The organism is Paenibacillus silagei (genome assembly GCF_017874735.1).
Taxonomy (GTDB): Bacteria; Bacillota; Bacilli; order Paenibacillales; family Paenibacillaceae; genus Paenibacillus_AQ; species Paenibacillus_AQ silagei.
Genome location: NZ_JAGGLV010000006.1, coordinates 292,176 through 316,399, shown reverse-complemented (window position 1 = coordinate 316,399; position 24,224 = coordinate 292,176). Strand labels below are relative to the sequence as shown.

20 protein-coding genes, 1 pseudogene and 2 riboswitches are annotated in these 24,224 nt (G+C 56.9%); of the genes and pseudogenes, 19 read left to right on the top strand and 2 right to left on the bottom strand.

Annotated elements, in window-relative coordinates:
• Positions 1 to 128 precede the first annotated feature (128 nt).
• Positions 129 to 1,061, bottom strand: a complete 933-nt coding sequence (locus tag J2Z70_RS11990) for an ArsR/SmtB family transcription factor (RefSeq protein ID WP_209873003.1) — start codon at positions 1,059 to 1,061, stop codon at positions 129 to 131.
• Positions 1,062 to 1,200: 139 nt separating this feature from the next.
• Positions 1,201 to 1,395, top strand: a riboswitch (cobalamin riboswitch).
• 285 nt (positions 1,396 to 1,680) lie between these two features.
• Between J2Z70_RS11990 and J2Z70_RS11985 the strand changes: the two genes are divergently transcribed.
• The 16 genes and pseudogenes from J2Z70_RS11985 (at position 1,681) to J2Z70_RS11915 (ending at position 18,904) form a co-directional block, all read left to right on the top strand.
• Positions 1,681 to 2,445: an energy-coupling factor ABC transporter permease gene (locus J2Z70_RS11985; RefSeq protein ID WP_036722468.1), complete on the top strand. Its 765-nt coding sequence runs from the start codon at positions 1,681 to 1,683 to the stop codon at positions 2,443 to 2,445.
• Complete coding sequence (locus J2Z70_RS11980) at positions 2,445 to 2,738, top strand: energy-coupling factor ABC transporter substrate-binding protein (protein ID WP_036722466.1); 294 nt, start codon at positions 2,445 to 2,447, stop codon at positions 2,736 to 2,738. Before J2Z70_RS11985 ends, J2Z70_RS11980 begins: the two co-directional genes overlap by 1 nt.
• Positions 2,735 to 3,523, top strand: coding sequence for a cobalt ECF transporter T component CbiQ (gene cbiQ / locus J2Z70_RS11975; RefSeq protein WP_209873000.1), 789 nt, complete (start codon positions 2,735 to 2,737; stop codon positions 3,521 to 3,523). Before J2Z70_RS11980 ends, cbiQ begins: the two co-directional genes overlap by 4 nt.
• 12 nt (positions 3,524 to 3,535) lie before the next feature.
• A complete protein-coding gene (locus J2Z70_RS11970) occupies positions 3,536 to 4,396 on the top strand; it encodes an energy-coupling factor ABC transporter ATP-binding protein (protein WP_209872997.1) in 861 nt (286 codons plus the stop codon).
• 14 nt (positions 4,397 to 4,410) lie between these two features.
• Positions 4,411 to 6,048: pseudogene (cobJ, locus tag J2Z70_RS33985) on the top strand (precorrin-3B C(17)-methyltransferase); the annotation flags it as partial.
• Positions 6,031 to 7,248 carry a sirohydrochlorin chelatase gene (locus tag J2Z70_RS33980; protein ID WP_425355113.1) on the top strand — a complete coding sequence of 406 codons (1,218 nt, stop codon included), beginning with the start codon at positions 6,031 to 6,033 and terminating at the stop codon, positions 7,246 to 7,248. The pseudogene cobJ and the gene J2Z70_RS33980, both read left to right, overlap by 18 nt.
• Positions 7,245 to 8,039, top strand: coding sequence for a precorrin-6A reductase (gene cobK, locus J2Z70_RS11960; protein WP_209872991.1), 795 nt, complete (start codon positions 7,245 to 7,247; stop codon positions 8,037 to 8,039). Before J2Z70_RS33980 ends, cobK begins: the two co-directional genes overlap by 4 nt.
• 2 nt (positions 8,040 to 8,041) lie before the next feature.
• Positions 8,042 to 8,707 carry a precorrin-8X methylmutase gene (locus J2Z70_RS11955; RefSeq protein WP_209872988.1) on the top strand — a complete coding sequence of 222 codons (666 nt, stop codon included), beginning with the start codon at positions 8,042 to 8,044 and terminating at the stop codon, positions 8,705 to 8,707.
• 943 nt (positions 8,708 to 9,650) lie between these two features.
• Positions 9,651 to 10,766 (top strand): cobalt-precorrin-5B (C(1))-methyltransferase, encoded by a 1,116-nt coding sequence (locus tag J2Z70_RS11950; RefSeq protein WP_245368183.1) that lies wholly within the window; start codon positions 9,651 to 9,653, stop codon positions 10,764 to 10,766.
• A complete protein-coding gene (gene cbiE, locus J2Z70_RS11945) occupies positions 10,759 to 11,985 on the top strand; it encodes a precorrin-6y C5,15-methyltransferase (decarboxylating) subunit CbiE (RefSeq protein WP_209872985.1) in 1,227 nt (408 codons plus the stop codon). Before J2Z70_RS11950 ends, cbiE begins: the two co-directional genes overlap by 8 nt.
• Before the next feature lie 31 nt (positions 11,986 to 12,016).
• Positions 12,017 to 12,892 (top strand): precorrin-2 C(20)-methyltransferase, encoded by an 876-nt coding sequence (gene cobI, locus J2Z70_RS11940; RefSeq protein WP_209872982.1) that lies wholly within the window; start codon positions 12,017 to 12,019, stop codon positions 12,890 to 12,892.
• Complete coding sequence (gene cobM, locus J2Z70_RS11935) at positions 12,889 to 13,686, top strand: precorrin-4 C(11)-methyltransferase (protein ID WP_209872979.1); 798 nt, start codon at positions 12,889 to 12,891, stop codon at positions 13,684 to 13,686. The genes cobI and cobM overlap by 4 nt, the downstream gene beginning before the upstream one ends.
• On the top strand, positions 13,679 to 14,818 hold the full coding sequence (locus J2Z70_RS11930) for a cobalt-precorrin 5A hydrolase (protein ID WP_209872976.1): 1,140 nt from the start codon (positions 13,679 to 13,681) through the stop codon (positions 14,816 to 14,818). The genes cobM and J2Z70_RS11930 overlap by 8 nt, the downstream gene beginning before the upstream one ends.
• A gap of 70 nt (positions 14,819 to 14,888) precedes the next feature.
• Positions 14,889 to 16,412 (top strand): cobyrinic acid a,c-diamide synthase CobB, encoded by a 1,524-nt coding sequence (locus J2Z70_RS11925; RefSeq protein WP_425355112.1) that lies wholly within the window; start codon positions 14,889 to 14,891, stop codon positions 16,410 to 16,412.
• 425 nt (positions 16,413 to 16,837) lie between these two features.
• Positions 16,838 to 17,719 (top strand): ROK family protein, encoded by an 882-nt coding sequence (locus J2Z70_RS11920; protein WP_051477785.1) that lies wholly within the window; start codon positions 16,838 to 16,840, stop codon positions 17,717 to 17,719.
• A 168-nt stretch (positions 17,720 to 17,887) separates the two neighbouring features.
• Positions 17,888 to 18,904, top strand: coding sequence for an HRDC domain-containing protein (locus J2Z70_RS11915; protein ID WP_209872970.1), 1,017 nt, complete (start codon positions 17,888 to 17,890; stop codon positions 18,902 to 18,904).
• Positions 18,905 to 19,074: 170 nt separating this feature from the next.
• Here the strand turns inward: J2Z70_RS11915 and corA are convergent, their stop codons facing one another.
• Positions 19,075 to 20,010: a magnesium/cobalt transporter CorA gene (corA, locus tag J2Z70_RS11910; protein ID WP_209873045.1), complete on the bottom strand. Its 936-nt coding sequence runs from the start codon at positions 20,008 to 20,010 to the stop codon at positions 19,075 to 19,077.
• Positions 20,011 to 20,436: 426 nt separating this feature from the next.
• Positions 20,437 to 20,568, top strand: a riboswitch (SAM riboswitch).
• Positions 20,569 to 20,684: 116 nt separating this feature from the next.
• On the opposite strand from corA, the gene metA reads away from it, so the two are divergent.
• The 3 genes from metA (at position 20,685) to mqnC (ending at position 24,191) form a co-directional block, all read left to right on the top strand.
• A complete protein-coding gene (metA, locus tag J2Z70_RS11905; RefSeq protein WP_209872968.1) occupies positions 20,685 to 21,602 on the top strand; it encodes a homoserine O-acetyltransferase MetA in 918 nt (305 codons plus the stop codon).
• Positions 21,603 to 21,651: 49 nt separating this feature from the next.
• Positions 21,652 to 22,818, top strand: coding sequence for an aminotransferase class I/II-fold pyridoxal phosphate-dependent enzyme (locus J2Z70_RS11900; RefSeq protein ID WP_036722449.1), 1,167 nt, complete (start codon positions 21,652 to 21,654; stop codon positions 22,816 to 22,818).
• Between the two features lie 236 nt (positions 22,819 to 23,054).
• Complete coding sequence (gene mqnC, locus J2Z70_RS11895; RefSeq protein ID WP_209872965.1) at positions 23,055 to 24,191, top strand: cyclic dehypoxanthinyl futalosine synthase; 1,137 nt, start codon at positions 23,055 to 23,057, stop codon at positions 24,189 to 24,191.
• Positions 24,192 to 24,224: the final 33 nt, after the last annotated feature.

Below are 24,224 nucleotides of genomic sequence, written 5' to 3'. Positions count from 1 at the left end.
CCTACCTACCTACCTACCTACCTACCTACCTACCTACCTACCTACCTACCTACCTACCTACCTACCTACCTACCTACCTACCTACCTACCTACCTACCTCCTACCTTCTACACACCCTAATCTGGCTTTCATATAGGACCCGGCAAATCTGCCACACCATCCGTATAAAACAACTCAAACACAAGATCCTCGTTGTAATTGCCGAAGCCTTTACCGAACAGGGTGAGACCGCCGATGTGCTCGGCATCCTCCTCGACAGAGAGCCGGAAGGTCCATTGTTTGTTGCGGATGCCTACCTGATCCAGGGTGACCTCCGACAGCTTTTGCCCGTCCATGTAGGTACCTGTCTGCGTAATCCGCAGCTGCTTGAGCAGGCCGTATTGATTGGTGAGTGCAGGCCACCAGGCCGGGGTGTATTTTCCCGGATTATCTCCGTAGTCACCGGGGCTGGTCCAGAAGCCGAGCGATTGTCCGTTCAGCGTGAAGGTAATATCCGACGGCCAGTTGTTGTTGACCGACGGGGCTTCGGAGGCGATCTCCATCGTGATGGCAAGCTCCTCCGGCTGCTGGCTCGACAGCAGGAAATTCGGGATTTTATACTCGACGAACCCCTTGCCGAACCAGAGAATCCCGGCGTTCACCCGCTCCTGGTCCCAGAAATAACGGGGATCGTCAAAGTGCCCGATGACCCTCTCTGTCGTAGACAGTCCGCAGGTAGGCTCGATCTGGAAGTCGGAATAATGCCCCACAGGGATGTCCTTGCGGTACCCTCTGCGCGGAGTCCGGGCCTGTCCCGGAAAAACTATCTCAGCCCCGTCGGCGGCCAGTGTACAGATCTTCTGCAGGCCGCTTTTGCCGGGAGCCATATGGCTGCGGATCAGCCCGGCGGCTTCGAGCTTGCGCACATGCATGGTCATAATCGCACTGCTGAGCTTGAGGGCTGCGGCCAGCTCCTTCACGTTCATGGGCTTATCGGACAGCAGCCGCAGCATATGCAGGCGCACGGTACTGGACAGGGCCTCGTACACGGGCAAAGATTGTTCGGTTAGATCAAGTTTCATCGGATGCCTCCACGTTCAGGTTATATAGTTAATAATTATATTACTCAAATAAAATTTCTACAAGCCATGATTGGCTGCAGGCGAGCTTTTCCAATTTATATCACAGACAGGCCAATCTCTGTCCGCTATGATGTGAGATGAATTAGCGATGAAACAAGGTGCTCTTGCCGGAAGCGGCAAGGGATAACAGGGAATCGGGTGCAACTCCCGAGCGGTCCCGCCACTGTATGGAAGAGCTGCACTTCATGAGGTCACTCGGGAAGCCCCCGGGGAAGACGAAGTCTGCAGCGCCTGTATTCCAAGCCAGGAGACCTACCTTGTCTACGCACACCACGACTCTACGCGGATAGGAGCGGTGTACGGATAGGTTAATGAGAAGAGGCGTTCTGCCCTGATGGACCGGAGAAAGCTTGGTGCTTCAAGGTGATCCCCGGTTATAGCTGCTGGATACAAGGATACGGCCCATAGTGATGGGACGGTGAAAAGCACCTTGTTCCGCTTCGCCACGGGTTGCGCGCTCTATCGAACTTGCCTGCGTACATACACTCCCACCCTATAGGGTGGGTTTTTTGGGCTTTATGATCTGTAATGGGAAATCAACAAACATGGAGGGTGACAAATGAAAAAGCACAGATGGTGGAGCTTTGCGGCACTGGTTGCCGGATTTACGGTGTACTTTATGCTGAACGAACCGGGGACGGCCCGGGCGATGCACATTATGGAAGGATTCCTGCCGGTTGGCTGGGCGGTGTTCTGGTGGGCGGCGTTTATCCCGTTCTTTGTCCTTGGAATCTTCAAGCTGAGAGCCATGACCCGGGAGAATCCGGAGCTGAAGCTGTTGCTGGGTCTGGCCGGGGCGTTTACCTTCGTACTGTCTGCGCTCAAAATGCCTTCCGTGACCGGAAGCAGCTCCCACCCCACCGGTACCGGACTAGGTGCGGTAATGCTGGGGCCGCTGCCCATGAGCGTAATCGGCTCGATTGTCCTGCTGTTTCAGGCGCTGCTGCTGGCGCACGGCGGGATCACTACGCTTGGAGCCAATGCGTTCTCGATGGCGGTGGCGGGTCCTTTTGCCGGATATGCAGTGTATAAACTGATGATGAAAATGCCGGACCGCGAGAAACTGGCCTTGTTCTGTGCGGCTGCGGTGGCTGATCTGAGTACGTACGTAGTGACTTCCTTCCAACTGGCGGTGGCTTTTCCGGCGGCGGATGGCGGCGTTCTGGCATCATTTCTCAAATTCGGGGGCATCTTTGCCGTGACGCAAATCCCGCTGGCCATCAGTGAAGGGCTGTTGACGGTACTGCTCTGGAACTGGCTGAAATCGTATAGCCCGAATGAATTGTCGCTTCTGAAACGCAAGGTGAACGGAGGAAGAGCCTAATGAGCAATAAATGGAAAAATGGGTTGATGCTGCTGGTTGTTATTCTGCTGGTCATTCTGCCGCTGCTGCTGGTCAATGGGGAATTCGGCGGGGCCGATGATGCGGCTGAAGGTGTGATTACCGAAATGAATCCTGACTATAAGCCGTGGTTCAAGCCGCTGACCGAGCTGCCGGGTGAGACGGAGAGTATGCTGTTTGCATTGCAGGCCGCGATTGGTGCCGGTGTGATCGGTTATACCCTGGGGCTGCTCAAGGGCAAGCAAGGCGGGACGAAGCAGCATAGCAGCAAGTGATCCGGTGGATTGACGTTCTCTCTTACAATAATGCTCTGCGCCAGTTGTCCCCGATGTGGAAAAGCTCGTTCGCAGCCCTGATGTTCCTGCTCTCTTACACCGTACATCCGGTACTACAGGCTGCAATTACCCTATGGATGATGTCCTGGTGTATATTGCAGGCCCGTATTCCCTTCCGTGCTTATGGCAAGCTGTTCGGCACAGCGCTGCTGTTCTATGCGCTTAGCGTACCGGCGCTGCTCGTGGAATTCGGGCATCCGGCTGCGGGAGAGGCAGGGATATTCCCGCTTACGGGACTGAACCTGCCGGTATATGTCACAGCGGCGGGACTTCAGCGGGCAGGGGAGCTGCTGGCCAGAATCTCTGCCTGCATGAGCTGTTTCTTCTTCCTGATGTTTACGACTCCGTTCAGTGAGCTTTTGCAGGTGCTGCGCAGGCTGCGGATGCCGCAGATTGTCCTGGAGCTGATGCTGATTATGTACCGCTTCTTATTCCTGCTGAGTGATGCAGCGCATGGTCTGCTGCTGGCCCGCAGGCTGCGCGGAGGCCGACGGGGCTACAAGGCCAGAATGCGGGAGACTGCGGCTATGGCAGGAGCGCTGTTCGGCAACACGATGCACCGGTATTACGGACTATCGCAGGGGCTGCTGGCCCGCGGATTCACAGATGAGATTATTCTCCCGCCTTATACGGCGCGTCCTGTGCCGCTGCGCTATTCAATCCAGGCTTATGCCGGTATTGCGCTACTGCTGCTGGCTGAGGCGTACTTTATCACTAACACATGAAAGGAGTCACCCATGGATCAGGAATCTAGCTTGGCTTGTGACGGAGTGGTGTTCCATTACCCGGATACGAAGGAGCCTGCACTGCATGAACTGACGTTCTCCATCCCCGCAGGCAGCAAGACGGCGGTGCTCGGTCATAACGGTTCAGGCAAATCCACGCTGTTCCTGCATGCCGTCGGCATTTTGCGCCCGCAGCAGGGGACGGTTATGCAAGGAGGGAAGGCGTTATCCTACTCCAAAAAAGAGCTGGCCGCTCTGCGGCGGAAAGTGGGCCTGGTCTTCCAGGACCCCGAGCAGCAGCTGATTCTCAGCACTCCGCTGGAGGATGTGTCGTTCGGGCTGCGCGGCAGCGGCATGGCTGAACCGGCTATCGCTGCGCGCTGCCGGGAGGTCATGGAGCTGCTGAATCTAACCGGTCTCGGCGATAAACCGATTCACCAGCTTAGTCTGGGCCAGAAGAAACGCACGGCACTCGCCGGTGTACTGGCTATGGAGCCGGAGCTGATTCTATTGGATGAGCCGACCTCTTATCTGGACCCGTTATCGGAAACGCAGATGCTGAAGGGGCTTGAAGCCATACATGCTAAAGGGACAACCGTAGTTATGGCTACGCATGATATGGACCTGGCCTACCGCTGGGCGGACTGGATTATTGTGCTGGAGCATGGAAGATGCCGGGCGGCGGGGACGCCGGAGGAGATTTTTGCGGGACGGGAAGAGCTATTGTCCATCGGGCTGGGACTGCCGCTGCTGGCTGACTTATGGTTCAGCCTGCCTGCCAGCTTGACCGCAGGGCAGAGCGCTCCCCGCACCGCCGGGGAATTCAAGGTGAAGCTGCATAAGCTGCTTGCGCTTAACCACAGCTATTCATGAACGGGGGAAGAAGAATGAAGAGACAAGGAAAGCTGCTGATTATCGGCTTCGGCCCCGGAGCGCTGGAGCATATTACCGGCCGCGCACTGGCTGCGCTGGATGAGAGTGAGGCGGTCATCGGCTATACCACTTACGTAGATCTGATCAGGCCGCTGCTGCGGCACCAGGAGATTGTCGGCACGGGGATGACTGAAGAAGTCAGCCGGGCCCAGGAGGCCGTCCGCAGAGCAGAAGCGGGCCAGACGATTGCAGTAATCTCCAGCGGCGATGCCGGTGTCTACGGGATGGCCGGGCTGGTCTACGAGGTACTGATCGAACGCGGCTGGAACCGCTCAGAGGGGGTACAGGTGGAGGTGATCCCGGGAATCTCGGCGATCCAGTCCTGTTCCTCGCTGCTTGGAGCCCCGATTATGCATGATTCCTGCACGATCAGCCTGAGCGATCATCTTACGCCCTGGGAGAGCATTGCTGCGCGTGTGGAAGCGGCGGGGGCGGCAGATTTCGTCATTGCGTTCTATAATCCGCGCAGCGGCAGACGGACGCGTCAGATTGAAGAAGCGCGGGGTATTCTGCTGCGTTACCGTGATCCGGCTACACCGGTAGGCATTGTCAAAAGCGCCTACCGTGACCGCCAGCAGACGGTCGTAACGACGCTGCAGGATATGCTGGAGCATGAGATTGGCATGCTCTCAACCGTGGTGATCGGCAACTCTGCTACCGTTGTCTATGAGGACCTGATGATTACGCCGCGCGGATATGAGCGCAAGTACAGTCTCGGAGCACAGACGCAGACGCTGAAGCCGCACGAGCGGCTGCGCACAGACGCAGAGCCGTGGTCGCTGGCTGCGGCGGAGTCCGGGCAGGCAGAGGGGGCAGCTGGAGCCGGAGCGGCCAAAACTGTTGTTGCGGGGAGAGAATCCGTTGTTGCAGGAAGGGAAGCTGCTGTATCAGGAAGAGAAGCGGAATCAGTGAGAATGGAAGAGGCTGCTGCGCAGAGCCTGGCTGCTGCTCCGCAGGTGGAGCGGCTGCGGAGCTTGTCCAATCGCCTTACGGCATCCACCGATTCTTCCTTCGAGCTGGAGATTGCTCCCGCAACCGGCAGCCGCAGCTTCAACGGTGATCAGATGAAGCTGCTGGCTGAGCTTGCAGGCAGCGATGGGCAATTGATCTATACGAAGGACGGATATTTCCTGCTGCGCGGCAGCCGGAATGAAGAGGCAGAGGCAGGAGCAAGGCTGCTGGAGGCCGGACTGAATGTAAGTACACCTGGAGATTACGTGAAGGTGAAGACCTGCGGATTCTGTGAGCTGCGCAGAAGCGGAGCGTTAAGTGCTGCTGTCCGCCTCCACACCCTGCTGCATGGAATGGCTGTGCCCAGAGAGCTGCACATCAGTGTAGCCGGCTGCGGGATGGCTTGCAGCTCCGCTGTGCTGGATGATATCGGACTGGTAATGTCGCGCGGCAGCTATGAGTTGTATCTCGGCGGCAAGAAGGCCGGGCGGGGTGCCCATGCAGGGATTTTGGTGCGTGAAGGGATGGACGAAGAGCAAGCGGTAGCCGCTGTAGCTGCCGCAGTTGAGGACTACAGGGCTCATGGCCGGGAGCAGGAGCGGTATCATGCGTTCCGGGAACGGATGGACAGCGCAACAGGGAGTGCAGCCCATACATCCGATAACGATAACAGCAAAGAAGGAGTGCAGACGATGAGAACGGTATTACTGGTGGGACACGGGAGCCGGGTTCAAGCGGGAAATGAGGAGCTGCTGGAATTCACCCGCCTGCTCGCAGCCCGTAAGCCGGAGCTGAAGGTTGAGACCTGCTTCATAGAGCTGGCCTCGCCTTCCATCGCTGGCGGAATTGCCAGATGCATTGAGGGTGGTGCGGCGGAGATATACGTTGTGCCGATTATTTTGTTCGCGGCGGGGCATTCCAAGCTTGATATTCCAATGGCCATTGATGAAGCCAAGCAGAGATATCCCGGGGTGAAGTTCATCTACGGACGTCCGCTGGGGGTGCAGGACCGTGCCGTCGATATTCTGCTGGAGCGGATTCAGGAAGCAGAACGACTTCCACTCCTGCCGGTGAAGGCGGCTGGCGGAATGGACCTGGACCTGCGCGGGAACGGTGCATCCACGATAGAGAATAAGGATACCATCGTGCTGCTGATGGGACGCGGGGGCAGTGACCCGGATGCTAACAGCGATCTGTATAAAATAAGCCGGCTGCTCTGGGAGAGAACAGGCTACCGCAGCGTGGAAAGCTGCTTCATTGCCATCGCCAAGCCTTCGCTGCCGGACGGGCTTGAACGCTGCCTGGCGTTGGGGGCGCGCAAAATTATTGTTCTGCCGTACCTGCTGTTCACCGGAGTGCTAATGCAGCAGTTCGCAGAGAGAGTGGCGCAATTCGCAGCGGAGCATCCCGGGCTTGAAGTGGAGATCGGCGGCACACTGGGCGCACATCCGCTGCTGGCGGATATGCTGACAGAGCGGATCGAGGAGACGCTGGAAGGGCGTGCCTTCAGCAACTGCGATAACTGCAAATACCGCGATGCAGCCTCTTTGCATCATCACCATCACCATCATGGTGAGGAGGAGCACGGGGAGCATGGGCATGGACATCACGGGCATGGGCATCATGAGCATGGGCATCACGAGTGTGCGCATCATGGGCATGAGGGGCATGGACACGGGCACCACTGCCATGGGAAGCATGGGCATCACGAGTGTGCGCATCACAGGCATGATGAACATGGGCACACGCATCACGCGCATGAGCATCACTGCCATGGGCAGCATGATGTAACGGAGGCGGCGGCTCCGGCAGACAACCGGGCGCTTCGCCAACCTCGATGATCTTCATGTTATGCGGCACCAGCGACGCCCGGGAGCTGGCACAGAGCCTGCAGCGCCAAGGCCTGCCGCTGCAGGCCAGCGTAGTGACGCCCAGCGGGGCTGAACGCCTGGAAGCCGCAGGCATCCGCACCCGCGTCGGCAGACTGGACCGCGCGGCGATGATCGCTTTGCTGCAAGCGGGCGGGTACCGTGCCGTGGTGGACGGCAGCCATCCTTTTGCGCTGGAGGCCCATGCTAATGCAATGGAAGCTGCTGCTGCGCTGGGGTTGCCTTACTTCCGCTACGAGCGGCAGAGCCTTATCTATAACAGCCATCCCCGGCTGTTGCTTGTGCATTCTTATGAAGAGGCTGCGCGCAAGGCTAGGGAGCTGAAGGGCTCTGTGATGCTGACTACCGGCGGCAAAACGCTGGAGATTTTTGCGGAGGAGCTGCTGGGAGATCCGGATATCCGGCTGACCGTAAGGCTGCTGCCTTGTCTGGAGAATCTGGAGAAGTGTCTGACCCTTGGGATTGAGCAGCGGAATATTATTGCGCTTCAGGGCCCTTTTAGCAGAGAGATGAATGAGGCCTTATACCGGCAGTACGGCACCCGGGTGATGATTACCAAGGAGAGCGGGGCCGAGGGCTCGGTGGATGAGAAGCTGCATGCCGCGCTGGATATGGGGTTATATGTGATTTTGATTATGCGGCCGGGGCTGTCCTTCGGGGATGGCGGAACGGTGTTTGATTCTTTTGACGAGATTACGGCTGCTGTGAAGAATGCGCTGTTAATGACGAGGGAAGAGGGATGAATGTGGATTTCGGGACAGAGTTCAAGCCGGTGACCGTACAGCCGCAGGAGATAGAGGGTCTAAGCTTTCAGATGATTACGGAGGAGCTGGGTGAACATTCGTTTAGTGCATTGGAGTACCCGATTGTACAGCGGATTATTCATGCTTCGGCTGATTTTGAGCTGGGGCGCAGCCTGGTGTTCCATCCCGGGGCGATTGAGGCGGGGATTCACGCCATTCTGCAGGGCAAGCCGATTATAGCGGATGTGCGGATGGTGGAGGCGGGCATTGCCAAGGAGCGGATTCAGCGGTACGGCGGCGAGGTCCGGGTACATATTTCAGATCCTGATGTGGTGGACGAGGCGAAGGCGCAGGGAACCACAAGGGCGATTATCGCAACGCGCAAGGCCTGCGCCCAGGCACCGGGGGGAATCTATGTCATCGGCAACGCGCCGACTGCCCTGCTGGAGCTGATCCGTCTGGTAAAAGCAGGCGCCGCCCAGCCCGGACTTGTCATCGGCATGCCCGTTGGCTTCGTCTCTGCGGCGGAATCCAAGGATGAGCTGCGCAAGCTGGATATTCCATACATCACGAATATCGGCCGCAAAGGCGGCAGTACAATCGTGGTCGCCGCAGTGAACGCACTAAGTCTGCTGGCCGTCCGCCGGGCGGCGGGTGAGCTGGGGTAGCTTGATCAGAGAATCAGATCGCTGAAGCGTAGGGCTGGTGAGTTGTCACATCCCGATTATGGTGCAAGTGGTATGCTTAATCGCACTCTCTACAACTAAATGCTCTGATGTACGAGTGAATAGCCATTTAGCTGTAAAACGTGCAATTAAACTTTTCTATAATCGGTGTTCTCCTTCATTTGGGCAGATATAGTTGTACAGATTACAGTTAGATGAGGAAATCCTCCCTTTTTGCGGGTTTTAAATGTACAGAATACAACTATCTCAAATTATGTACTTCTTTAGTTTTAACTAGTATTCTTTACAACAGAATTCGTGATTTTATAGTTGAAATCTGGTTCTACTGTAGTTTATACACTTGATTTGTGGATAATAGCTCCAAAACACCTCCCCCGCCAAATTCTAATGTACAAAATGCAATGGATCCAGAATTTGTATAAAAATCTCCTGATTTGCTTAGAAGCAGCAGTATAATCAGGTTATATAGAGAGTAAGACAGGTTACCTGCCGGGGCGAAAGCTCAGAGGATAAGCTTCAGCGATGTGCAGATTGTTCAGATTCTGAGGATTTATTCTTAGACCAACAGCAAAGAGGGATTGCCATGACCAAGGAAATACCCGGTCACGCCGTCAGGCAGAACCGGAGCCAAGAAAGCGGTGAGGCAGGGGCGGGGCAGGTGGGGCGAGTAGAGCAAGCAGCCGGACCTGAATTTGATCAGGGATCTGAGCAGTTGGAGCAAGTAGGCAGCCCCGAATCCGCACAGGCGGCTGAACGTTTGGAGCACGCAGCCGGCTCCGAGATCAAGCAGATGGCTGGGCAGGTACAGCAGGCTATCGAACCCGGATTGCCCGGATTCGATCAGGCAACTGAGCAACCGGAGCAAGCCAGCTGCCCCGAGTTCAAGCCAGCGGCTGAGCAGGTAAAGCAGGCTGTAAAACCCGGATTGCCCGCTCCCGAATCCGCAGGTGAAACGCCCGTTCCCCCGCTGCGCAGGGGCTACACGACAGGGGCCTGTGCCGCAGCGGCAGCCGCAGGTGCGGCTACCCTGCTCATTACAGGGGAGAGTCTGCCTGCGGTAGAGATTAATCTGCCTGCCGGATTCGGTCATACCTTTGAGCTGACTGGCTGGCAGCGTACAGGAACGCATACGGCAAGCTGTGCCACAGTGAAGGATGCCGGAGACGACCCGGATGCGACGCATCTGGCGTGGATCGAGGCGGCGGTGAGCTGGCGGGATCAGCCGGGCGTGGAGATTGACGGGGGCCGCGGTGTTGGCCGGGTGACGAAGCCGGGGCTGCCGGTGGGCGTGGGAGAGGCGGCGATTAATCCGGCGCCCCGGAGGATGATTCAGGAGGCGGTATCCGCCGTACTGGAGGAGCACGGTGCAGTGCGGGGCCTGAGGGTAGTCATCAGCGTGCCGGAGGGCGAGAGCATCGCCATGAAGACGCTGAATCCCCGGCTGGGTATTCTGGGCGGCATTTCGATCCTGGGCACGCGGGGCGTGGTGACCCCGTTCTCCACCGAGGCCTACAAGGCGAGTGTGGTTCAGGCTATCTCGGTGGCGGCTGCGGCGGGGAACCGGCAGGTTGTGCTCACCACAGGCGGCAGCAGCGAGAAATACGCGATCGCGATGTTCGCAGAGCTTCCGGAGGAAGCTTTTATACAGATGGGGGAATATGTGGGCTTCTCGCTGGAGCATGCCAAGGCATACGGAATTCGCAAGGTTACCTTCGTCGGGATGGCCGGCAAATTCTCCAAGGTGGCTCAGGGGGCCATGCTGATTCACTCCAAGAACGCGCCCGTCGATTTCGGATTTCTGGCAACCGTTGCGGCGGGGGCGGGAGCGTCCCCGGAGCAGGTGCAGGAGATTGCTGCCGCCAACACAGCCTCACAGGTCGTGGATATGATGACTGAGGCGGGGAATTACACTTTTTTCGAGCAGCTGTGCAGGCATGCCTGTGAACAGAGTCTGGCGCATATGAACGGAGGCATGATTGTGGAAATGGTGCTCATTACAATGAAGGGCCGGGTGCTGGGAAGGGCGGAGATTCATGGATAACCTGATTTATGTGATCGGGATCGGTGAGGATGGTGCCGGCGGCCTGACCCCGGATAGCTTAAGCATAGTGAACAACAGCGAGGTGCTGCTGGGCGGCGAGCGGCAATTGAATTTTTTCGGCAGATACAGAGGGGAGAAAATCGTGCTGCAAGGCGGGCTGAAGCCTTTTACAGACAAGCTGGAGGAGGTGTGGCGTGAGCGGCGGACGGTGGTGCTGGCCTCGGGGGACCCGTTCTTTTTTGGGATTGCCGGGTATCTTGTCCGCAGGTTCGGGCCGGAGCATGTGGAGGTGATCCCTCATTATAGCAGCGTGCAGCTTGCGTTCGCGCGGCTCGGGGACAGCTGGCAGGATGCGGAGCTGATCAGTCTGCACGGGCGTCCCATTCAGGGACTGGCCCAGCGTATCGACGGCAGGCACAAAATCGCCCTGCTGACAGACGAGAACAACACCCCTGCGGTCATTGCCGCTTATCTGCAGGAGTTCGGGATGGTGGAATATGAGGCGTTTGTCTGCGAGCGGCTTGGCGGCGCAGAGGAGATCTGCCGGTTCTGGACGCTGGAGGAAATGGAGACCAGGGAGTTCGCGGCGCTTAATGTCGTGATCCTGCGCCATAAGCAGGAGGTCTCCGCTCCCGTGCGGCGCGGATTCGCTTATCCCGACGGGGAGTTCCGGCAGCGTAAGCCGGAGAAAGGCCTGATTACGAAGCGCGAGGTCCGCGCTCTGGTGCTGTCGGAGCTGAACCTGTCCGAGGATGCAGTCGTGTGGGATATCGGCTCCGGCTCGGGTGCGGTGGCTGCGGAATGTGCGCGGATCGCCAGACTCGGGAGGGTCTACGCTCTGGAGAAAAGTGCGGAGAACCTGCCGAATATGGCAGCGAACCGTCTGAAGTTCCGGGCGGATTTCGAAATCATTCAGGCGAAGGCGCCGCAGGGCTTAGCGGCTCTACCTGACCCGGATGCCGTCTTCATCGGCGGGAGCGGCGGTGAGCTGGCGGCCATTATTGAACATAGCGCTGCGAGACTTCAGCCCGGCGGACGGATTGTGGTTGGGGCGATTACGGTGGAGACGCTGCATGGCAGCATGGAGGCGCTTAAGGCCGCAGGGCTGGCCTGCGAGGTGACGATGCTTCAGGCGTCGCGCGGCAAGCTGATTCTCGGCATGACCCGGTTCGACGGAATGAATCCCGTCTATGTGGTCAGCGGCCGGAGGCTTCATTAATCATCAGACAATAACGAAGGAGGAACCCGCAATGAAGACCGATGTAACTGAGCCGCGTGAGCAGGCTGCGGAGGGACAGGAAATATCGTCAGGAGAAGCTGCAGGGACGCTGTGGACAGAAGCAGCGATACAGGCGGCCAGTGCGTTATTTGACCCGCTGGATGCAGAAGAGCTGGAGCTGGAGGAAAGACTGACTCCCCGGGCGCTTGGAACGTTATACGGCATAGGCGTTGGCCCCGGCGACCCGGAGCTGATTACGCTTAAGGCTTGCCGTCTGCTGCGGGAATGTCCGGTGATTGCCTACCCGGCTACCAAGAAGGGAGGCAAATCCTACGCCTATGAAATCATTGAGCTGCATGTAGACCCGCAGGACAAAATCATGCTCGGACTGGTCTTTCCGATGACGAAGGACCCGGAGCTGCTGGCCGGCGGCTGGACCCGTACGGTAGAGCTGTGCTGGGGAGAGCTGAGACAGGGACGGGATGTGGCTTTTGTGACCGAAGGCGATCCTAATCTCTACAGTACCTTCATTCATCTGGCCCGGCTGATGCAGGAGCTGCACCCCGGTGTGCCGGTCGTCTCAGTTCCGGGAATATCCTCGGTGCTGGGCGCGGCGGCTGCGCTGGAGCAGCCCCTGGCAGACGGCAATCAGCGGGTGGGGATCATCCCGGCTACGGACGACAGGGAGGCGCTTCGGGAAGCGCTGCTGCATCATGATACGGTGGTGTTCCTTAAGGTAGCCAAGGTGCTGGATGTGGTGCTGGATGTGCTGGATGAGCTGGGCTTGTCCGGCTGCGCCTCGGTGGTAACCAAGGTCACCTCCCCCTATGAGACTGTCTGGCGCGATGCACGGGACCTGCGGGGCAAGGAAGTGGAGTACCTGAGTCTGATGGTGGTGAGCAAATGACTGAGCTTGCGTCGAAGGTATACATTGTAGGTGCCGGACCGGGTGACCCCGAGCTGATCACTGTAAAAGGCAGCCGAATCTTGCGCTCCGCTGATCTGGTGCTGTATGCGGATTCGCTGGTCAGCGAGGAGCTGATCCGCAGCGCTAAGCCCGGTGCGCAGGTGCTTCAGAGCTCGGGCATGGATCTGGAGCAGCAGGTGGAGCTGATGACGCTTGCCGTGCAGTCCGGTAAAAGCGTAGCCCGCGTCCACACCGGAGACCCCGCCATGTACGGCGCGATTCTGGAGCAGATGTCGCTGCTGAAGCTACGCGGCGTCGCTTACGAGATTGTACCGGGCGTCAGCTCGGTTTTTGCCTCTGCGGCGGCGGTTGGCGCAGAGCTGACCGTGCCGGAGCTGACGCAGACGGTCATTCTTACCCGTGCGGAAGGGCGCACGCCGGTGCCTGAGCGCGAGCAGCTGCGCAAGCTGGCGGAGCATCACTGCACGGTGGCGCTGTTTCTGAGTGCATCACTGGCCGGTCATGTGAGCCGTGAATTCCTGGCCGCAGGCTGGAGCCCGGAGACCCCGGTGGCGGTCGTGAAGCGGGCCACTTGGCCGGATCAGCAGATTCTGCGGACGACGGTCGAGAAGCTGGAGGCGGACCTGCAAGGTGCTGGCATCACCATGCATGCCATGATCCTGGCCGGCTGGGCGCTGGACCCCGGGCTGACGGACCGCGATCAGCACCGCTCCAAGCTGTACGACAAGACCTTCACCCACGGCTGCAGGGAAGGAATTGGCTCCGGTGAGTAAGCGGTATGCGGCTGTTGCCATTACGCGGAGTGGCATAGAGCTGGCTGTGAAGCTCGGCGGGCGGCTTGGCGGGACTGAGGTCTTTGTCTATGCCAAGTATAGCGGAGAGCTGGAGGCGCGGAGCGGGGAGATCACTGTTTTTGACGGACCGGTCAGAGGGTTGCTGCCTAGGCTCTTCGGGAGCTATGAGGCGGTCATTCTGTTCTTCTCACTGGGGGCGGCTGTCCGGCTGACGGCTCCGCTGCTGCGGGATAAAAGAACCGATCCTGCCGTCATCGTCATCGATGAGCGCGGGGAGCATGTCATCAGCATGCTCTCCGGCCATCTTGGCGGAGCGAATAAGCTGACACTGGAGATTGCGGAGCTGCTGGGCAGCCATCCGGTGATCACCACGGCTTCGGATGTGCAGGGCACCTTCGCTGTTGATCTGCTGGGCCGGGAGTACGGCTGGCGTGCCGACAGTTTCACCTCCATGAAGGGGGTTAGTGCTGCGCTCGTTAACGGGGAGCCGGTAGCCTTTGTGCAGGAGAGCGGGGAACGTGACTGGCTGCCGCCGGGTGCTGAGGTGCCGGAGCATGTCTCTATGTTCGCAAGCAGAGCCGAGCTTCGGTATAGCAGACGCAGCTTCAGTGCAGCGATTGTGGTAAGCGACCGGGTGACGGAGGAACCAGAGGAGGACGCACCGGCAGATACTACTCTGGCCGAGTACACTGTAGTGTATCGCCCGCGCAGTCTGGTGCTTGGACTCGGCTGTAACCGCGGGACGTCTGCGGAAGAGCTGGAAGCCGTGGTCCTGCGCACTCTGAATGAGCTTCGTCTGTCGCTCGATAGTGTGCGGAATGTGGCGACAGCCGGGATCAAGGGGGATGAAGCGGGACTCTTGGCCTTGTGTGCCAAATACAGCTGGGAGCTGGTTCTGTACACCCCGGAGCAGCTCAATACAGTAGAGCTGGACCATCCGTCTGAGGTGGTATTCAGGACAACCGGGGCTTACGGCGTCTGTGAACCTGCTGCGCTGCTGTCTTCAGGTGCGCATTCGCTCCTGCAGCCTAAGCTCAAGAGCGGCAATGTGACCATCGCCGTAGCCCGGATTGTCTATCCCGGAGAGAAGGAGGGGAAGAGCGGTGAATGAGCTGAGGAATGCAGCCGGATATGAAAAAAAGCCTGGATCAGCCCCCCGTGAGCCGCAGGCGCATCCCCGCCTGGTCATCGCAGGCACAGGCAGCGGCTCGGGCAAAACAACGGTCACACTGGGGCTGATGCGCGCTTTTGCCCGGCGGGGCCTGAAGGTTCAGGGCTTCAAATGCGGCCCTGACTATATCGATCCCGCCTATCACACTGCGGTCACAGGCCATCCCTCGCGCAACCTGGACTCCTGGATGACTTCAAGCGACTATCTGCAGGAGTATTTCCTGCGGGCTTCGGCGGATGCTGACCTGTCCGTCATTGAGGGCGTGATGGGGTTGTATGACGGCAAGGAAGACACAGCACTTACCGGATCCACGGCGGAGATCGCCATCCTGACTGCCAGCCCTGTGCTGCTGGTGGTCGATGTCCGCAGCATGGGGCGCAGTGCGGCGGCGATAGTGCTGGGCTTCCGGCAGCTGGAGCCGCAGGTGCAGATTGCCGCCGTTCTGGTGAACCGCTGCGGCAGCGAGGGTCACTACCGGTTAGTTAAGGCTGCCATTGAAGCAGCCTGCGGGATTCCCGTGATTGGCTGGCTCCCCCGCGACAGCGGGCTGGACATCCCGGAACGGCATCTGGGCCTGCTGCCCGCTGTGGAGCGAGGGGAGCTTGCGCCCTTGTTCGAGCGTGCCGCCGACATGCTGGAGCAAGGCACGGATCTGGAACGGCTGCTGGAGCTTGCTGCGGCCGCGCCTGCTGTGCAGGGGCAGCCGGTGGCGCCGGAGCAAGAAGCCGTGCTTGCCTGCATGCAGATGCCGGACCAGCAAGTTCGCTCTCTTACATATGCGGCTGAACTTTGTAACCCCGCTGCTCAGATAATACATAAGACACAGGCAGGCCCGGCGGGGCCTGGCCTGCTCATTGCCGTAGCCCGTGACGCGGCGTTCAACTTCTATTACGCCGATAATCTTGAGCTGCTCGCACATGCGGGTGCTAAGCTGGCTTACTTCAGCCCGCTCAGCGGTGAAGGCATTCCGCCGGAAGCTGACGGCATCTATCTCGGCGGCGGCTTCCCGGAAGAATTCGCGGCGGTGATTGCCGCGAACGAGCTGTTCCTAAGCGGCCTGAGATCCGCCGCAGACGCTGGAATGCCACTGTATGCGGAGTGCGGCGGCTATATGGTGCTGGCCCGCAGTCTGACCGACCGCACCGGCACGGTGCATGAGATGGCCGGAATCATTCCGGCACACACCGTGATGCAGGAACGCCGGGCGGCACTCGGGTATCGTGAAGTTACGGCACTTCACGACTGTCTGCTGCTGAAGCAGGGCGAGCGTCTGCGCGGCCATGAATTTCATTACTCCGTCATGAGCTATCCTGAGGGGGCAGCCCGGACCTATGCCTACGAGAGTAAGGGCAGAGGGGGCAGCCAGCCGGAAGGCTACATCAGCGGCAGCATTATGGCTGCTTATGCGCATATCCATCTGGCCTCCCATCTCCCGGCAGCAGCCCGGCTTGTAGCAGCCTGCCGGGCCTATCGTGACCGCAAACAGGCTGTGCGGCAGCAAGATTTCGATTCTTGCAACCAACAAGTGGAATAATGTATTTTAATTTATTAATTTTCATGGGATGCCCGGCAACAAGTGGAAAAACAACATCAATTCATGTTACTTTTAGCTACTTGGGCTAAAATGGGCAACATTAAGTGTTGTTTTTCCAACTGTTGTTCTAGCATCGGCTATTCGTTCATTAGCAAGTGTAGAAAATCCAACTATCCCCCGTCCCGTTCAATGCGGCCTAATCCTCATCAGCAAATCACTTATTCATACTGTATGTCAACCGCTTGTCATACGTATATTTGATACGTATAATAGGACAAGAGAACGCTTCATTAATGCGCTCGGACTGGTCAACCGGCTAGTTCCAGCGCAGGAAACTATCATTGTATTTATCGTATCTCAGGAGTCTATCGAAATTATCAGAAGCAACAGCATATGGATGCATCAGGAGAAGGGGGAACGCTGCAGTGAAATTGTTGGGAGCGATTGAAGCAGGGGGAACGAAGTTTGTATGCGGTATCGGGAATGAGGACGGGACGATTATCGACCGGGTGAGCTTTCCGACGGCTACTCCTCAGGAGACTATGGGCCAGGTAATGGATTATTTCAGCGGAAAATCAGTGGAGGCTATCGGGATCGGTTCCTTCGGACCGATTGACCCTGTTATCGGCAGTCCCACCTATGGATATATTACAACCACACCGAAGCCGCATTGGGGCGGGTATAATCTGGTTGGAGCCGTGGAGGAGCAATTCCGGGTTCCGATCGGCTTTGATACAGATGTGAACGGCGCAGCGCTGGGCGAGTACACCTGGGGAGCAGCGCAAGGGCTGGACAGTTGTCTCTATATCACGGTGGGCACCGGGATTGGTGCCGGTGCTGTGGTAGGCGGGAAGCTCGTTCACGGGCTGTCCCACCCCGAGATGGGCCATATCCTGGTCCGTCGTCATCCTGAGGACCACTACGAAGGCTTTTGCCCTTATCACGGCGATTGCCTGGAGGGTCTGGCGGCGGGGCCGGCCATTGGCAAGCGCTGGGGTAAGCCCGCGGGTGAGCTGCCTGCGGATCATCCGGCCTGGGCGATGGAGGCCCACTATCTGGCTCATGCGCTTATGAACTATGTGCTGATCCTCTCGCCGCAGAAGATCGTAATGGGCGGCGGTGTGATGAAGCAGAGCCAGCTCTTCCCGCTGATCCATGCCAAGCTGCAGGAGCTGCTCGGCGGATATGTGCAGCATCCGGCGCTCAATGAAGAGATTGGCAGCTATATTGTGCCTCCGCAGCTTGGAGATAACGCTGGTCTGTCTGGCGCACTGGGTCTGGCCAAGCTGGCTTTAGACCGCAAGTAGGATATTTTGTCAAAAAGAGATTGACTGTTACGTAATATATGGTATTCTAGGTTTTAACAGTATAGCATTTAAGAGGAAGCACCTCTTTCACGAATGTCGTGGGAGAGGTGCTTTTTTTGCGTTCAGAGCGCTCATGCGTACTGTAAGACGACGAAAGAAGGGATTCATATGCAGATCGTATTTATGAACCGTTTGTGCAGAAGATCAGGAGTGGACGGGGAGAATTTTGCCCAGCTGTGGATTGGAGAGGAAGAGGGTCAGTGGCGTCTTGGCTGGCGTGATTTCTCCGGCGAAGAGGAGACGGGCGACAGCCTGTGGTATGAAGGCGGATCATGGAATGAGATGCTGTGTGTATACCGGCACGAGCTTGCCGTGAAGATGGGGGATGGCTACCGCCCGCTGATTGACGGGGTATTTCATGATGACGATAACCTCAGCAGCCGCAGCCAGGAGCAGCTTAAGCTGCAGTATTACAGTGAGCAATACGGGAATGAAGCCATCTTCGAGGAGCTGTGCTCCTGGCGCAGAGGGAAGGCCTCCAGTGAGCGGAAGGCGCCTTATATCCTGGCCAGCAACCGACTGCTGCGCATGATCAGCGCATTTCTTCCCCGCACGGAGGAGGAGCTGCTGCAGCTCCCGGGTGTGGGTGAAGGCAAAGTCTCACAGTATGGTGCAGACTGGCTTAGCATCACCGCGGCGGCTGAGCGTGAGCATGATTTTCCGCTAAGCTGGGTGAATCATGCCATAGACGAAGAGAGCTTCGTATCCTGGCACTATAAGCAGAAGGAGCTTAAGTACAAGAAGCAGCTGGAGCGGCTGAGACTGCGGCGCGTTCTATTACAGGGGATTGAAGAGGGACAGGGGATGGAGCAGCTCAGAGTGCTTAGCGGAGTTTCCCGCCGTGAAGTGCTTGAAGTGGTAGAGGAGCTGGAGAAGGACGGCTACTCGGCCGAGAAGCTTATTGCCCTGGAGCTGAGCGAGGTGAGTCCCGAAGAACAGAACAATATTTGGACAGCCTATGAACTGATCGGCGACAACTTCCTGAAGCCTGTCCTCTACAAAGCCTACGGCGACAACTTCGTACCTGCTGACGGACTTGATCTGTATTACGAACGCCTGCGGCTGATCCGCATCCGCTTCCGGCGGGAGCATCCGGCGGCGTTAGGGATAGTTACCCCTCAATAATTATTGAGTCTGATGGCCTGCATCAGTCCCAATCTGCGGTCCTGATGACCGGAATTCCTGATCGGCGCAGACGCATTACATACTGGTGACATACCAAAAAGACGAAGGCTCTCCGAGTCCCGGTAGCCGGGTAAACGGTGCCTTCGTCCTTCGTATTCGTCCGCTCTGCTTCATAGCCACTCCTTCTTACGGAAGATAATTAGCATTCCGCAGCCTAGCGTCACCATAACGGCAATGACGCCATAGTAGCCGTACTCGGTGTGGATCTCCGGGATATTGTCAAAGTTCATGCCGTAGATTCCGGTAATCACGGTCAGCGGCATGAATATGGTAGTAATTGCTGTAAATACACGCATGATTTCATTGGCTCGGTTCGCAATACTGGACTGATAAGCTTCGCGCAAGTTGCCCATGAGATCGCGGTATGTTTCGAAGGTCTCAGAGATCTTGACCGCATTCTCATAGATATCGCTGAAATACTTCTGCAGCTGATCGTCGATCAGGCGAAGATCCTTCTTGTTGAGCGTGTTGATAACTTCCTTCTGCGGGCCGAGCATCTTCTTCAGCCAGAGAATCTCACTGCGCAGACCGATGATCTCGCTCAGATGCGATTTCTTGGTATGCATGAGGATGTCTTCCTCCAGCTTCTCGATCCGCGCTTCAATCCGGTCACCGACCGAGAAGAAGTTGTCGACAACGAGGTCGATCAGCAAATACAGGAAGCGGTCAGGCGTACTGACCTCCTGCTCCCACAGTACGGGCTTCAGGACACGCAGCTCATGGATCTTCTGCTTCGTAACGGTAATAATGAAATGTCTGCCAAGGAATACGTTGAGCGCACGGAGGAAGATTTCCTCATCATCGAACCGGATGCTGTTCACCACGATGAAGTAATGACTCTCATAAATCTCCAGCTTCGGACGCTGATCCTCTTCACTTAGACAGTCTTCTACAGCCAGATCATGCAGGCCGTATATAGGCTGAAGCTCTACAAGGTCCTCCACATCCGCATCAATCCAGTAGAACCCCTCGGCAGGGGCGGTTAAAGTTTCTTCAATATTGTCAATAGGCGTAAAAACCCCTGCATTCACCAGCCGGATTTTCATCTGATTCACTCCTTATGTCCCTGTTCTTCTCCAGGGGTATGCTAATTTCAGCACACGGAAAAAATCAGCTTGGCCGGTGGTACAATCATGGACGAAGGCCAAAAGACGGTCCGAGAGCATGAAGAAAAAGGGCTCCCGCCGCCGGCAAGCTGATGTTAATCCTGTGTGGTTGTTCATTCTGCACGCTTATTCGCGAGCCCGGGTCGCCTTCCATTGTTCTCTCACCTCTTCTTTTCGCCGTTTTTGGGTTTGAAACACTTGTCTAGTATAACGCCGGGATATGGCTCTTACAAGAGAAATTGTTTTCTGTTATAAGGCCCCTTCAGCATTGTATGGACTTGACGAAAAGGAGGTTCATGATTTAAAGTGAAATTTAAGAAAAAGCATCGTTCAGATGCTTAAGGTTATTCAACTGAATACAGCTAAATCTTATCAAGAGCAGGTGGAGGGACTAGCCCGATGAAACCCGGCAACCGGCGTGTGAACGCACGGTGCTAATTCTTGCGGAAGCTTTGCAGGGCGTTATTCGTCCGGCGAAAGTTCTCTGGCAGATGAGAGAGGCGCATATGACTGCATGATATGACCTTTCTCGCCCGGGAAAGGTCTTTTTTCGCTACCCTGCCTCAGGTTGAACCACCAAGTGGAACCCCATTTCAGTTAAGGAGTGAACAGCAATGCCTATCAAAATTCCCGACAGCCTGCCGGCCAAAGAAGTATTATCCGGTGAGAATATTTTTGTAATGGATGAAAGCCAGGCTTTCCATCAGGATATCCGTCCTCTCCGGATCGCCATCCTGAACCTGATGCCTACCAAAGAAACTACTGAGACCCAGCTGCTGCGCCTTATCGGGAATTCCCCGCTTCAGGTGGATGTTGTTCTGCTGCACCCCAGCTCCCATACGTCGAAGAATACTTCGGCAGAGCATTTGAAGAGCTTTTACAAAACCTTTGATGAGATCAGCCACCGCCGGTTCGACGGCTTGATTGTAACCGGCGCTCCCGTAGAACAGCTGGATTTCGAGGATGTCAACTACTGGGAAGAGCTGAAAGTGATTTTTGAGTGGAGCAAGCAGAATGTAACCTCGACCATGCACATCTGTTGGGCGGCGCAGGCAGGGCTGTATCATCACTTCGGCGTGCGCAAGGTGAGTCTGCCGGACAAATGCTTTGGAGTGTTTCCGCATACAATGAGCCATAATAATGTCAAGCTGCTGCGCGGCTTCGATGAAGTGTTCCATGTTCCGCATTCCCGCCATACCGACGTCTCCCGTGAAGATATTGAGCAGAACCCGGAGCTGCAGATTCTGGCAGAATCCGAGGAAGCCGGGGTGTACCTGGTGGCTACGCATGACGGGAAGCAGATTTTTGTCACCGGACATTCGGAGTATGATCCCTTCTCCTTGAAATGGGAGTATGACCGGGATATCGCCAAGGGGCTGGAGGTTGCCCTGCCGAAGCACTATTATCCCAAGGATGATCCGACACGCACACCGCCGGCAGTCTGGCGCGCCCATGCTAACTTATTATTCGCTAATTGGCTCAATTACTATGTATACCAGGAGACTCCTTACGATATCGGGGCATTTATCTAAGAGGTTGACTTATTCTTAATAGAAGTAATTAATCAGGAGGGCAATGGAGATGGATGAGAAACTGAGAATTGAGAGCAGACTGGCACAGATTGGTTCAATGGAGGACCCCGCCACCGGGGCCATTAATTACCCGATTTATCATGCGACGGCCTTCCGTCACCCGCGGCTTGGACAGAGCACAGGCTTTGACTACATCCGCACCAAAAATCCTACCCGCTCTGTCCTAGAAGAAGCGGCAGCGGCCCTGGAATCAGGGGATGCCGGCTTCGCCTGTGCCTCCGGTATGGCTGCACTGACTACAGTGTTCACCTTGTTTGGACAAGGGGACCATCTCATTGTATCGCTGGACTTGTACGGCGGTACTTACCGGCTGCTGGAACGGATTCTCTCCAAATACGGCATCAGCGCCTCCTATGTAGATACGAATGATCTGGATGGCCTGGAAGCGGCCCGCCAGCCGGGCACGAAAGCTGTATTCATTGAGACACCGACCAATCCGCTGATGATGATTACGGATGTCGAAGCCGTATGTACCTGGGCCCGCCGTCACGGGCTACTCACGATCGTGGACAATACGCTCCTGACCCCGTTCTTCCAGCGCCCGCTGGAGCTTGGCGCAGATATCGTGGTTCACAGTGCGACTAAGTATCTGGGCGGGCATAACGATGTGCTGGCGGGGCTGATTGTGACCAAGGGTGCAGAATTGTCGGCTGAAATGGCTGTCCTGCATAACTCCTTGGGAGCCGTTCTCGCGCCGAATGACAGCTACCAGCTGATGAAGGGTATGAAGACCCTCGCCCTGCGTATGGAGCGGCATGAGAGCAACGCACTGGCCATTGCCCGTTATCTGCAGGAGCATCCGGCGATTGCCGAGGTCTTCCACCCGGGCCTGCCGGACCATCCGGGTTATGCCATTCAGAACCGCCAGTCCTCCGGCAACACCGGGATCTTCTCCTTCAAGGTAAAAGAGGCCAGCTATGTGGAGCCGCTGCTCCGCCATATCAAGCTAATTGCCTTCGCCGAGAGTCTGGGCGGTGTGGAATCGCTGATGACCTATCCGGCGATACAGACCCACGCCGATATTCCGGCTGAAATCCGCGATGCTGTAGGCGTGGATGACCGGCTGCTGCGCTTCTCTGTCGGCATAGAGCATGTAGATGATCTGATCGCCGATCTCGGGCAGGCCCTGGAGGCCGCCCGGAGCGAGCTGGAATAAGGCTAAGGCGATGCGCCGCCGGACCTGCCCGGCATGCGAGATTCGCAGAACGTACAAGCAGCAGTGCCTTTGTGCACTGCTGTTTATTTTGCCTGGGACAAGGGCATTTATTCGATCCTGTGCAGCGAAACATTTTTCAAGAACAGCCGATTGTGATACGATGGGAGAACGGACTATTTTTATTTCAAATTGTATTTATCTCATAGACTTCATAGATGAAGAGGAGGCCGTCAACAGTGAGTGCAGTCGATCTTATACTGGATAAGGCACTGAAGGGTGAACGTCTTCAGTTGGAAGATACGGTCACATTATTCGAGAGCAATGAAATTGAGAAAATGGGCGCTGCCGCAGATATTATTATGAAGCGCTGGCACCCGGAGCCAGTGACGACATTCGTCATCGGCCGCAACATTAACTACACCAATGTATGTGATGTATACTGCCGATTCTGCGCCTTTTATCGCAGACCCGGTTCGGAGGAAGGCTATGTGCTTCCCGATGAGACGATCTACCAGAAGATTGCCGAGACCATGAGCGTAAACGGAACCGAGATTCTGATGCAGGGCGGTACGAATCCCAATCTGCCGTTCAGCTATTATACGGATATTCTGCGCGGCATCAAGCAGCGGTTCCCGGAGATTACGATGCATTCCTTCTCACCGGCGGAGATTATGAAGATGGTGGAGGTCTCCGGCCTGCCGCTGGAGCAGGTCATGCGTGAGATTCATGCTGCGGGCCTCGATTCCCTGCCGGGCGGAGGCGCAGAGATTCTCGATGACCGTACCCGCCGCAAGATCAGCCGGCTCAAGGGCTCCTGGCGCGAGTGGATGGATGTCATGCAGACCGCACACCGGATCGGCATGAATACAACAGCCACGATGGTGATTGGTCTTGGCGAGAGTATGGAAGAACGGGCGCTGCATCTGCTGCGTGTCCGTGAAGCCCAGGACGAATGTATTGCGAACAAATATGATTCCGAGGGCTTCCTGGCATTCATCTCCTGGACCTTCCAGCCGGATAATACGAACCTGAAGCTGGACCGCCAGACCCCGGAGGAATACCTGAAGACCGTAGCTATCAGCCGCCTGGTGCTGGACAATATCAAGAACTTCCAGTCCTCCTGGGTTACGATGGGGCCTGAAGTAGGCAAGCTCTCCCTGAAATACGGCTGCAATGACTTCGGCAGCACGATGATCGAGGAGAACGTAGTCTCCTCCGCCGGCGCGACCTACAAGGTCAACATCGAGTCGATCACCCAGCTCATCCGCGAAGCGGGCAAGATCCCGGCGCAGCGCAACACGCGTTATGACATCCTGCGTACGTTCGAGGATGCGAGTGTCAAGATTGATAATGATTTTGTGATGCAGAACTAGAATATAGCTATACACCAACAGATCAATAACGGG

Bases quoted from the DNA above. Each gene is read 5' to 3' on its own strand.
- J2Z70_RS11980 (WP_036722466.1), top strand. From the start codon at position 2,445: ATGAGCAATAAATGGAAAAATGGGTTGATGCTGCTGGTTGTTATTCTG.
- cobI (WP_209872982.1), top strand. From the start codon at position 12,017: ATGAAGACCGATGTAACTGAGCCGCGTGAGCAGGCTGCGGAGGGACAG.
- J2Z70_RS33980 (WP_425355113.1), top strand. From the start codon at position 6,031: ATGGACAGCGCAACAGGGAGTGCAGCCCATACATCCGATAACGATAAC.
- J2Z70_RS11900 (WP_036722449.1), top strand. From the start codon at position 21,652: ATGGATGAGAAACTGAGAATTGAGAGCAGACTGGCACAGATTGGTTCA.
- cbiE (WP_209872985.1), top strand. From the start codon at position 10,759: ATGGATAACCTGATTTATGTGATCGGGATCGGTGAGGATGGTGCCGGC.
- cobM (WP_209872979.1), top strand. From the start codon at position 12,889: ATGACTGAGCTTGCGTCGAAGGTATACATTGTAGGTGCCGGACCGGGT.
- J2Z70_RS11985 (WP_036722468.1), top strand. From the start codon at position 1,681: ATGAAAAAGCACAGATGGTGGAGCTTTGCGGCACTGGTTGCCGGATTT.
- J2Z70_RS11990 (WP_209873003.1), bottom strand. From the start codon at position 1,061: ATGAAACTTGATCTAACCGAACAATCTTTGCCCGTGTACGAGGCCCTG.
- cobK (WP_209872991.1), top strand. From the start codon at position 7,245: ATGATCTTCATGTTATGCGGCACCAGCGACGCCCGGGAGCTGGCACAG.
- corA (WP_209873045.1), bottom strand. From the start codon at position 20,010: ATGAAAATCCGGCTGGTGAATGCAGGGGTTTTTACGCCTATTGACAAT.
- metA (WP_209872968.1), top strand. From the start codon at position 20,685: ATGCCTATCAAAATTCCCGACAGCCTGCCGGCCAAAGAAGTATTATCC.
- J2Z70_RS11970 (WP_209872997.1), top strand. From the start codon at position 3,536: ATGGATCAGGAATCTAGCTTGGCTTGTGACGGAGTGGTGTTCCATTAC.
- J2Z70_RS11915 (WP_209872970.1), top strand. From the start codon at position 17,888: ATGCAGATCGTATTTATGAACCGTTTGTGCAGAAGATCAGGAGTGGAC.